The organism is Devosia geojensis, assembly GCF_000969415.1.
In the GTDB taxonomy this organism is placed as follows: Bacteria; Pseudomonadota; Alphaproteobacteria; order Rhizobiales; family Devosiaceae; genus Devosia; species Devosia geojensis.
This window is the reverse complement of the sequence record NZ_JZEX01000120.1, coordinates 26,181-36,914: the sequence shown is the minus strand read 5'-3', so window position 1 is coordinate 36,914 and position 10,734 is coordinate 26,181. Positions and strand designations below refer to the sequence as shown.

Genomic DNA, 10,734 nt, shown 5'->3' with positions numbered 1-10,734 from the left:
TATGTTTTTTAGTGAAACACCGACCCCGCAGACCTACCATCGATCGCTGGTCGGAAGCGTCAGAATGTGTATAAGAGACAGCCCCTCAAGGGGGAGGGGAACGCATTGTGCCTGTGGTAGCATCATCTCCCCCCGCTCGTCCGGGCAACTCAGCCATGCTGCGTCGGCGGCGCGAGATTGGAAATAGCACCGAGCCGTAACGCCCATCGGGTGTCATCCCGGCGAAGGCCGGGATCCAGCCCTGACGTTATCCACGAGCACAGGAAGAGCGATGCACTCCTCCTGCCCTGTTCACACACCTTGCGGCTGGGGCGGCACCTCGGGATGGGTCCCGGCCTTCGCCGGGATGACATCCGGTGGATGTGGAGGACTAGTGCGACTTGACCGCTCTAAACCCGCGCGCCCTCGGCGCCGCGGGCTTCGGCAATAGCCTTGAGGTCGGCGGGCTGCAGCTGCACGCTTTCGCCGCAGCCGCAGGCGCCCGTCTGGTTGGGATTCTTGAAGGTGAAGCTCGAGGACATCTTGGTTTCCTCGAAGTCCATGACCGTTCCGAGCAGGAACATCGTCGCCTTGGGGTCAAGGTAGACGTCGACGCCCTTGTCCTCGACATGGTCGTCGCCGGCGACCGCCTCGGTGACGTAGTCCATGGTGTAGGCCACACCGGCGCAGCCGGCATTGCGGATGCCGACGCGCACGCCGATCACCGGCTTGTCGGAATCCTCGATGATCTCGTTGATGCGCTCGGCGGCGGCATCGGTGAGGCTCATGATCTTGAAGGCCATACTTACACCTTAGTAGTTCTTCCAGACGCCGGGCGTGATCAACTCGACCAGCAGGCGATCCGGATCGCGGAAGTAGAGGCTGTGGCCGCCCTGCGGCCAATCCACCACGCTTTCGATCTCTATATTTAGACCTTCGAGGTAGGATTTCCAATCCTCGAACGTCTCGGCCGGTATGCCAAAGGCGAAATGCTGTTCGCCTTCAGCATCATGCGGCGGAATGAAACTGCCGGAAACCGGTATCGACTCCAGCGTTCCGCCGCGGCGGAAGAGAATCAGCACCTGCCCCGGCTTGACCACCAGCGGCTGGATGCGATCGTTGCCGCCCAACGGTTCGAAGCCAAAGACGCGCGCGTAGAAATCGCGGCTGGCTTCGACATCTTCGACATAGAGGCACGTCTCGACGACCCCATCGAGCGCCGGCCGAGCCATGCCTACCACCAGTTCAGCGCGACCTGCGCTTCCTCGCTCATCATCTCGGCGCTCCAGGGCGGATCGAACACCATGTTGACGGTGACGTCCTGGATACCCTCGACGGCGCGCACGGCGTTTTCCACCCAACCCGGCATCTCGCCGGCGACCGGGCAGCCGGGCGCCGTCAGCGTCATGTCGATGGTCAAGTTCCGGTTGTCGTCGAGATCGACCTTGTAGATGAGGCCAAGCTCGTAGATGTCGACGGGGATTTCCGGGTCGTAGACGGTCTTCAACGCACCGATGAGGTCGGTGGTGATCCGCTCGACCTCTTCGGGCGGCAGCGAGCCGGCATGCTCGGTCGAAATGCGCTTCTCGACCGCTTCCGGGGCCGCTTCGGCCGTGTTTTCCGTCGTATCGCTCATATCCGTAACCTTCCGCTTACGCGAAGAATTTTCTGGCGCGCTCGATGCCGTCGACCAGCGCGTCCACGTCGTCCTTGCCGTTATATAGGGCGAAGGAGGCCCGGCAGGTAGAGGTCGTGCCGAAGCGCGTCAGGAGCGGCTGGGCGCAGTGCGTGCCGGCGCGTACCGCAATGCCGTAGCGGTCGAGGATCGTCGCGACATCATGGGCGTGGGCGCCGGCGATCTCGAAGGAGAAGATGCCGCCCTTGCCCGGCGCCGTGCCGATGAGGCGCAGCGAATTGATGCGCGATAGCTGCTCCTGCGCGTAATCCGCAACCTCCGCCTCATGGGCGGCGATGGCTTCGCGGCCGAGGTTGTCCATGTACTTGAGCGCGGCGCCAAGCCCGATCGCCTGTACGATCGGCGGCGTGCCGGCCTCGAACCGATGAGGGGGATCGTTGTAGGTGACCTCGTCGCGCGTCACGGTCTCGATCATCTCGCCGCCGCCCTGGTAGGGGCGCATGCCCGCGAGGTGTTCGTGCTTGCCGTAAAGGATGCCGATGCCGGTGGGGCCGTAGAGCTTGTGGCCGGTCATGACGTAGAAGTCGACGCCGAGGTCCTTGACGTCGACCTTGGTGTGGACCGCCCCCTGGCTGCCGTCGACCAGCACCGGAATGCCTCGGGCATGAGCGATTTCGACGATCTGTTTGACCGGGGTTACGGTTCCCAGCACGTTCGACATGTGGGTGAGCGAGACCATCCTGGTCCTCGGCGAAAGCGCCGCCTCGAAGGCGTCGAGGCCGAAGCTGCCGTCGTCCTTGACGTCCACCCACTTGATCACCGCGCCCTTGCGCTCGCGCAGGAAATGCCAGGGCACGATGTTGGAGTGGTGCTCCATGATCGTGATGACGATCTCGTCGCCCTCCCCGATCCGGGGACCGGCGAAGGCGTCGGCGACGAGGTTGATGGCCTCGGTCGCCGAGCGGGTGAAGACGATCTCCTCGAGCCGGCTGGCGTTCAGGAATTTCATCGCCGACACGCGCCCGCCCTCGTAGGCCTCGGTGGCGCGATTAGCGAGGGTGTGGAGGCCGCGGTGCACGTTGGCATATTCATGCCGGAAGGCATGGTCCATGCGCTCGAGCACAGCGAGCGGCTTCTGGGCCGACGCGCCGCTGTCGAGATAGACCAGCCGGTTCCCGTGGATCTTTTCATCCAGGATCGGGAAATCGGCGCGGACTTTTTCGAGGTCGAAGGTCATCTGCGTTCCAGTTTCGCCGCAGGGGCTATCTCGCCGTCTTCACCGGGTCATCCCCGCAAAAGCGGGGATCTCCGTTTGATCCTGGCAGTAACAGAGGTTCCCGCTTTCGCGGGAATGACCCTGTGGTTGATGAGACGGAACGTGCGCCTCACCGGTTGAGCGATATCAGTGCAGCCCGCCGGTCAGCCACTGGTCGATGACGCTCGCGAGCGCCTCGCGCAGCTCGTCCTGCTCGATGGGGTCGATCAGCTCCTCCAGGAACCCGCGCACCAGCATGGTCTCGGCGTCCTGGCGGGAGATGCCGCGGCTCATGAGGTAAAACAGCGAGTCCTCGTCGATCTGGCCGCAGGTCGAGCCGTGGCCGCAGACCACGTCGTCGGCGTAGATCTCGAGCTCGGGCTTGCTGAGGATCTGAGCCTCGTCCGAGAGCATCAGGCCCTGCATCATCATCTTGCCGTCGGTCTTCTGCGCGTCGCGCGAGACGACGATGCGGCCCTGGAACACGGCCGTCGAGCGCCCGCGGGCGATCTGCTTGTAGAGCTCCTGGGACGTGGTGTTGGGCACCGCGTGGTTGACGTCGAGGGTGATGTCGCTGTGCTGGCCGTCGGAGACGAGGTTGAGGCCGGTGAAATCGGCGTGGCTCCCCTCCCCGGCAAAGCGGGCGAAAACGTGCGAGCGGGCAAGCTTCGATCCGGCGTGGATGACCAGCGAGCGCAGCTGCGCGCCTTCGCCGAGCGCATATTCGTTGGTGGCGAAGTGGGTCGCGTCCTTGCCGGAGAGGTCCACGGTGATGTGCGTGACCTTGGCGTTTTTGCCGATCGCGATGTAGCTCGCGTGGTTGGTCATGTGCGCCTGGTTCGAGCCCGAGAAGGTCTCGATGATCGTCACCTCGGAATCGTCGCCGACATAGATGCGGGCCGAACTCGCCGAATGGGCAGCCTCGCCTTCGGTGCGCCGGTCGATCTGGATGACCGGATCGACCTTGCCGTCGAGGTTGAGGTTGAGGCTTTCCGTGGCGAAGGCGGTGTTGAGGTGCACGAGCACGTCGTCGCGCAGCGTGAGCGCGGTGCCCTTCGCCTTGCCGACGATGACGCCGGCCGGGGCGGTGCCGTTCTCCTGGACGACGCCGTTGGCGATCATCAGCTGGAAGGCGCCAGGCACGCGCAGCGCCGGGGCGCTGGCTTCGTTCGCCGCCTTGGCGAGCGGGGGCACGGCCTTCAGGAGCATGCGAAGGTCGGTGTAGTGATAGCTCTCGACGCGGCGGGTCGGGAGGCCGGCGACGGTGATGCGCTCGGCCTGGGCGTCGGCGCCGGCGGCCTTCAGCTGCTCGACGAGGGTTGTTTCGGCGGCGGAAAGCCGCACGGGCATGGTCTGCTGCATGGCTTTACGCGACGTCCTTCTCGTAATCGGCGTAGCCCTTGGCCTCGAGCTGGAGCGCCAGGTCCTTGCCGCCGCTCTCGACGACGCGTCCGTCCGAGAAGACGTGGACGACGTCGGGCACGATGTGGTTGAGCAGGCGCTGGTAGTGGGTGATGACCAGCATCGAGCGCTCGGGCGAGCGCAGCGCGTTGACGCCCTTGGAGACGATCTGCAGCGCGTCGATGTCGAGGCCGGAATCGGTCTCGTCGAGGACGCAGAGGGTCGGCTTCAGGAGCGCCATCTGCAGGATCTCGGCGCGCTTCTTCTCGCCGCCGGAGAACCCGACGTTAAGCGGGCGCTTCAGCATCTCGCTGTCGATGTTGAGCTGGGCGCCGGCTTCCTTGACGGCGCGCATGAAGTCGGGCGTCGAGATCTCGCCTTCGCCGCGCGCCTTGCGCTGGGCGTTGATGGCGGCCTTGAGGAAGGTCATGGTGGCGACGCCCGGCACCTCGACGGGGTACTGGAAGGCGAGAAAGAGGCCGGCGACCGCGCGCTCGTTCGGCTCCATCTCAAGGATGTTCTCGCCGTTGAGCAGGATTTCGCCGCCGGTGACCTCATAGTCCTCCTTGCCGGCGAGGACATAGGAGAGCGTCGACTTGCCCGAGCCGTTGCGGCCCATGATGGCATGGACCTCGCCGGCGGGCAGGACGAGGTTCACGCCCTTGAGGATTTCGCGCTCTTCCACGCGCACGTGCAGGTTGCGGATTTCGAGGATGGGGGTGGTCATTTGTGTCTCCAATGTCGGAAGGATCGGCTGGCGACGCTCAAGCGCCCGGCTCGCCGTCATAATAATCAAGGTGGTTCTGGCCTTCGCGGCCACAATGGCGGAGGCGATGATCAGCCGAAGTCCGGCTCGACACCTGGAACTTGCCCGAGTCCGGATATTCGCAGACCTCGGTATCGGCGTTGTTCGCCATGGACAGGTATTTGAGCGTGACGGACCCGGTATTGAGAATCTGGTGCGCTGTATCAGGGCCACCATTCGGCGCGCCTAGCACATCACCCGCCTTGAAAGCATGGCGCTCGGCGCCAAAGCGATAGGTCCCCTCGCCTTCCAGAATGACGAACAGTTCCTCTTCCACGTGATGATTGTGGAAGGGGCAGCCAGACTTGCCAGGCGGAATCTCGTTGTACCGGACGCCGAGCGCCTTCAGGCCCAATTGCTGGCTGAAGGACGCATCGGCACCCTTATACAGACTGCCCTGCTCGAACGAGACGAGCTGGAGGTCCGAAAGGCTGACTATGGGCCGGGTGACCTGGTTCATCCCACGCTGCCTTCGAGCGAGATCGAGATCAGCTTCTGCGTTTCGACCATGAATTCCATCGGCAGCTGCTGCAGCACGTCGCGCACGAACCCGTTGACGATCAGGGCCACGGCTTCCTCGTCGCTGAGGCCGCGCTGCTGGCAGTAGAACATCTGGTCGTCCGAGATCTTGGAGGTCGTCGCCTCGTGCTCGAAGACGGCGGTGGCGTTGCGGCTCTCGATGTAGGGCACGGTGTGCGCGCCGCACTTGTCGCCGATCAGCAGGCTGTCGCACTGGGTGAAGTTGCGCGCGCCGGACGCCTTGGCATGAGCCGAGACCTGACCGCGATAGGTGTTGTCGGAAAAGCCCGCGGCGATGCCCTTGGAGATGATGCGGCTGGTGGTGTTCTTGCCCAGGTGCAGCATCTTGGTGCCGCTGTCGACCTGCTGGTAGCCGTTGGAAATGGCGATCGAGTAGAACTCGCCGCGCGATTCATCGCCACGCAGGATGCAGCTCGGATACTTCCAGGTGATGGCCGAACCCGTCTCCACCTGCGTCCAGGAGATCTTGGAGCGCTTGCCGCGGCAGTCGCCGCGCTTGGTGACGAAGTTGTAGATGCCGCCCTTGCCGTCCTTGTCGCCCGGATACCAGTTCTGGACGGTGGAGTACTTGATCTCGGCATCGTCGAGCGCAACGAGCTCGACGACGGCGGCATGCAGCTGGTTCTCGTCGCGCATCGGTGCGGTGCAGCCCTCGAGGTAGCTGACGTAAGCGCCCTCGTCGGCGATGATCAGCGTGCGCTCGAACTGGCCGGTGTTGCGCTCGTTGATGCGGAAATAAGTCGACAACTCCATCGGGCAGCGCACGCCCTTGGGGATGTAGACGAACGAGCCGTCGGTAAAGACCGCCGAGTTCAGCGTCGCATAGAAGTTGTCGGAGACCGGCACGACCGAGCCCAGGTACTGCTTGACGAGCTCGGGATGCTCGCGCACCGCCTCCGAGATCGAGCAGAAGATGATGCCGTGCTTGGCCAGTTCCTCGCGGAAGGTGGTGACGACCGAGACGGAGTCGAAAACGGCGTCGACCGCGACGTTGCCCGAATAGGGCGTGGCGGAATCGAGGCTCGCGCCCTGAACGCCGGCAAGGATCTCCTGCTCCTTCAAGGGAATGCCGAGCTTCTCGTAGGTGGCGAGGATCGCGGGATCGACCTCGGCAAGGCTCTTGGGGCCGGAGGTGGACTTGGGCGCGGCGTAGTAGCTGATCGACTGGAAGTCGATCTTCGGGTAGTGCACCTTGGCCCAGTTCGGCTCGGTCATGGTCTGCCAGCGGCGGAACGCCTCGAGGCGCCATTCGAGCATCCACTCCGGCTCGTTCTTCTTGGCCGAAATCAGGCGCACGATGTCCTCGTTCAGCCCCACGGGGGCGACGTCGGACTCGATCAGCGTCTCAAAGCCGTATTTGTACTTGTCGACGTCCAGCGCCTGGACCTTCTCGACCGTGTCGCGGTCGATGTTCTCCTTGAGCGTCGGAATATCGAGCATGTTCATTCGTCTTCTCCATTCGTCCCGGACGGCAGGCCGCCGGGCCTTTCAAACTGTCGCGGCCTTCAAGCCGCCTTGCCGTGCCGGCTGCGATGCCGGGCAAGGACCGTCTCGAATGCCGCAAGGAACGCGGCAACGTCGGAGCCTTGCGAATTCCACCCGAGGCTGACGCGGAGCGCGCACTCCGCGAGCCCCTTGTCGATGCCCATGGCGGCGAGGACGTGGCTGGGTCCGACCTTGCCGGACGAGCACGCCGATCCCGAGGACACCGATACGCCAGCGAGGTCGAGCCCCATCATGGCGACGGCGTTATTCATGTGAGGCACCGCGAAATTGACGGTATTGCCGATCCGCGAGGCCTCGTTGCCGAAAACGATGGTTTGCGGCGCAAGCGCCATCAACCCCGTCTCCAAATCCCGAGCAAGCCCCTCAACGGCATTGCTGTCATACCGCACACCGAACGCTTCGGCCGCTGCGCCGAACGCGGCGATGGCCGGCACCGGCTCGGTGCCCCCACGCCGCCCCTGCTCCTGGCCGCCGCCCGGAACCAGCCGGACGGTATCGGCATGCGCCTTGACGAGGAGCGCCCCAACGCCGGCGATGCCGCCGATCTTGTGCGCGCTCACAGCCATCATATCGGGTGCCGATGCGGCAAAGTCGAGGGGGAGCTTGCCGAAAGCCTGCACCGCGTCGATGAAGAGGTAATGCCGCGAGGCGCCGACCAGGGCGTTGATCCGCCCGATCGGCTGGACGACGCCGGTTTCGTTGTTGACCCAATGCAGGGCGACGAGAAGGGTTTCGCCGGCCGCATCGGCGCCGGCGAGCTCCGTGCCGAGCTGATCGAGGTCAATCTCGCCCTTGGCGTCGAGGCCGACGATGCGCACCGGCAGGCCGGTCGCCTCGGCGGCACGCAAAGCAGCGGTGTGCTCGCCGGCGCTGACGACAAGCGCGTCGGCCCTGAGCTCGCGCGAGCCGGCGATGATCGCCTGGGCAATGGCCTCGGTCGCCGAGCCGGTGAACACCACCTGGCGCGGTTCGGCGCCGGCGAGGCGCGCGACACTGGCGCGGGCAGCCTCGACGATCTCGCGCTGGGCGCGGCCGTGGGAATGGACGGAAGACGGGTTGCCGATGACGCCGAGCGCGGCGACCAGCGCGTCGCGCGCTTCGGGCAGAAGCGGGGACGCAGCGTTATGGTCGAGATAAATCGCCGGTCGCGTCATCAACTTGCATCCTGGTGGCAGAAACACCACTTCCGCTTCGTCACGCAGCCCGCCGGGCAAGTTAAGCGGAATCACTTCTTGAAATTTCGCGCGCTCTTTCATTACAAGGAGCGCTCTCTCCGCCGCCTGGCGGGGCGAAAATCCGTTTTGAATAATTCTAAACTGGATTTTCCGACCCATGTTTTAGGTAGCGTAGCGCGCTTAGTCAAGCCGCATAGCCCATGGAAGCGAACCGATGCCAGAAGTGATTTTCAACGGGCCGGAAGGCCGTATCGAGGGCCGGTACCAGCCGGGCAAGGAGCCGAACGCTCCCGTCGCCATCGTGCTGCATCCGCACCCCCAGTTCGGCGGCACGATGAACAATCAGATCGTCTACAACCTCTTCTACATGTTCGCCGAGCGCGGATTTGCCGTGCTGCGCTTCAACTCGCGCGGCGTAGGGCGCTCGCAGGGCGTGTTCGACCACGGCATCGGCGAGCTCTCGGACGCGGCCGCCGCACTCGACTGGCTGCAGATGGTCAACCGCGAAAGCCGCGGCTGCTGGATCGCCGGTTTCTCGTTCGGCGCCTGGATCGGCATGCAGCTGCTGATGCGCCGTCCGGAGGTGGAAGGCTTCATCTCGGTCGCGCCGCCCGAGAACCTCTACGACTTCTCGTTCCTGGCCCCCTGCCCTTCGTCCGGCCTCATCATCCACGGCGACAAGGACCGCGTGGCGCCGCCCCAGTCCGTGCAGAAGCTCGTCGACAAGCTCAAGACGCAGAAGGGCATCACCATCGAGCAGCAGATCGTCGATGGCGCCAACCACTTCTTTGAAGGCAAGGTCGACGACCTGACCGAGCGCTGCGCCGACTATCTCGACCGCCGCCGGGCCGAGATCGCCGCCGGCGGCGGACGCTGACTTCGAGAGCGTACTTACGCGATCACCTTCACCCACGGAGCGTTCCCGCAAAGCAGGAACCTCCGTCCAGTACCGGCGGACCAACAGAGGTTCCCGCTTTCGCGGGAATGACCCGGTGGTTGGTCCTCGAATGGATCGCACCCGATGACCAAATTCAAATCCGATTTCCTGCGCGTTCTCGACGAACGCGGCTTCATCCACCAGATCTCCGACCCCGAAGGCCTCGACGCGCTCGCGGCCAAGGGGCCGATCACCGGCTATGTCGGATACGACGCCACGGCGACGTCGATCCACATCGGCAACCTCATCACCGTGACCATGCTCTACTGGCTGCAGGAGACCGGCCACAAGGCGATCAGCCTGATGGGCGGCGGCACCTCGATGGTCGGCGACCCCTCCTTCCGGGACGACCAGAGGAAGCTCCTGACGCCCGAGCAGATCGACACCAACATCGAGAGCATCAAGAAGGTCTACGGGCGCATCCTGAACTATGGCGGCTCGAACCCCGCCATCATGGTCAACAACGCCGATTGGCTGCTGAAGCTCAACTACGTCGAGTTCCTGCGCGATGTCGGCCGCTACTTCTCGGTCAACAGGATGCTGAGCTTCGACTCGGTGCGCCTGCGGCTCGAGCGCGAGCAGTCGCTCTCGTTCCTCGAGTTCAACTACATGATCATGCAGGGCTACGACTTCGTCGAGCTCAACCGGCGCTACGGCACGGTCCTGCAGATGGGCGGCTCCGACCAGTGGGGCAACATCATCAACGGCGTCGATCTCTCGCACCGCATGGGCGGGCCGCAGCTCTACGCGCTGACGACGCCTCTGCTGACCAAGTCCTCCGGCGAGAAGATGGGCAAGTCGGCCTCCGGGGCCGTCTGGCTCAACGGCGACCTCTTCAGCCCCTACGATTTCTGGCAGTACTTCCGCAACACGGAGGACGCGGACGTCGAGCGGTGGCTGAAGATCTTCACCCGCCTGCCGATGGACGAGATCGCAAGGCTCGCGGCCCTCGGCGGCAGCGAGATCAACGAGGTCAAGAAGATCCTCGCAACGGAAGTCACGGCAATCGTCCACGGCCGGGAGGCGGCCGAGCAGGCGGCGGCGACCGCGGCGGCGACGTTCGAGGCCGGCGCGATCGACCTGTCGCTGCCGACGGCGGCGGTGCCGGCCGGTGAGCTGAAAGCAGGCATCGGCATCCAGGCAGCGCTCGTGCAGGCGGGTCTTGCCGGATCCAACGGCGAGGCGCGCCGGCACATCGCCTCGGGCGCCGTGCGGGTCAATGACGACGTCATCGAGGATGAGCGGCTGACGCTGTCCGATGGCAACCTGCTGCCCGAGGGGGTCATCAAGCTCTCGGTCGGCAAGAAGCGCCATGCGCTGATCAAGCCCGCCTGAACGGGGGGCTCCCTCCCCTTAAAGGGAAGGGGCTTGGAGGTGGGAAAAAGCATCGGCGGCTCACCGACCCACCCCCACCCTCAATCCCTCCCTCAAGGGGGAGGGAGGCGAAGGAGCCGACGATTCGCTTGGAAACAGGAAGCCCGATGCGTCAGCGCATCGGGC

Annotated in this window: 11 protein-coding genes; 2 read left to right on the top strand and 9 right to left on the bottom strand. The window is 64.5% G+C overall.

All coding sequences use genetic code 11. From position 1 onward, the window contains the following. Positions 1-389 precede the first annotated feature (389 nt). The 9 genes from VE25_RS13905 to VE25_RS13865 all read right to left on the bottom strand — a co-directional run bounded on the left by VE25_RS13905 (position 390) and on the right by VE25_RS13865 (position 8,276). The gene (locus tag VE25_RS13905) at positions 390-782 is read right to left on the bottom strand and encodes a HesB/IscA family protein (protein WP_046109235.1); all 393 of its coding nucleotides are present in this window, start codon (positions 780-782) and stop codon (positions 390-392) included. A gap of 9 nt (positions 783-791) precedes the next feature. Next, the gene (locus VE25_RS13900; protein ID WP_052731971.1) at positions 792-1,211 is read right to left on the bottom strand and encodes a VOC family protein; all 420 of its coding nucleotides are present in this window, start codon (positions 1,209-1,211) and stop codon (positions 792-794) included. A gap of 2 nt (positions 1,212-1,213) precedes the next feature. Next, on the bottom strand, positions 1,214-1,615 hold the full coding sequence (locus VE25_RS13895; RefSeq protein ID WP_083988948.1) for an SUF system Fe-S cluster assembly protein: 402 nt from the start codon (positions 1,613-1,615) through the stop codon (positions 1,214-1,216). Between the two features lie 16 nt (positions 1,616-1,631). Then, positions 1,632-2,852, bottom strand: a complete 1,221-nt coding sequence (locus VE25_RS13890; RefSeq protein ID WP_046109234.1) for a cysteine desulfurase — start codon at positions 2,850-2,852, stop codon at positions 1,632-1,634. Positions 2,853-3,017: 165 nt separating this feature from the next. Then, entirely contained in the window at positions 3,018-4,232 is a 1,215-nt protein-coding gene (gene sufD, locus VE25_RS13885) for a Fe-S cluster assembly protein SufD (RefSeq protein WP_052731970.1), read from the bottom strand. A 4-nt stretch (positions 4,233-4,236) separates the two neighbouring features. Further along, positions 4,237-4,986 (bottom strand): Fe-S cluster assembly ATPase SufC, encoded by a 750-nt coding sequence (sufC, locus tag VE25_RS13880; RefSeq protein WP_046109243.1) that lies wholly within the window; start codon positions 4,984-4,986, stop codon positions 4,237-4,239. Between the two features lie 49 nt (positions 4,987-5,035). Continuing rightward, the gene (locus VE25_RS13875; protein WP_046109233.1) at positions 5,036-5,536 is read right to left on the bottom strand and encodes a cupin domain-containing protein; all 501 of its coding nucleotides are present in this window, start codon (positions 5,534-5,536) and stop codon (positions 5,036-5,038) included. Next, on the bottom strand, positions 5,533-7,056 hold the full coding sequence (gene sufB, locus VE25_RS13870) for a Fe-S cluster assembly protein SufB (protein ID WP_152664627.1): 1,524 nt from the start codon (positions 7,054-7,056) through the stop codon (positions 5,533-5,535). The genes VE25_RS13875 and sufB overlap by 4 nt, the downstream gene beginning before the upstream one ends. Before the next feature lie 65 nt (positions 7,057-7,121). Next, entirely contained in the window at positions 7,122-8,276 is a 1,155-nt protein-coding gene (locus tag VE25_RS13865) for a cysteine desulfurase family protein (RefSeq protein WP_046109232.1), read from the bottom strand. Between the two features lie 235 nt (positions 8,277-8,511). Here VE25_RS13865 and VE25_RS13860 point away from each other — a divergent pair, with 235 nt between their 5' ends. Then, a complete protein-coding gene (locus VE25_RS13860; RefSeq protein ID WP_046109231.1) occupies positions 8,512-9,174 on the top strand; it encodes an alpha/beta hydrolase in 663 nt (220 codons plus the stop codon). A gap of 144 nt (positions 9,175-9,318) precedes the next feature. Further along, positions 9,319-10,569, top strand: coding sequence for a tyrosine--tRNA ligase (tyrS, locus tag VE25_RS13855; RefSeq protein ID WP_046109230.1), 1,251 nt, complete (start codon positions 9,319-9,321; stop codon positions 10,567-10,569). The last annotated feature ends 165 nt before the right edge of the window (positions 10,570-10,734 follow it).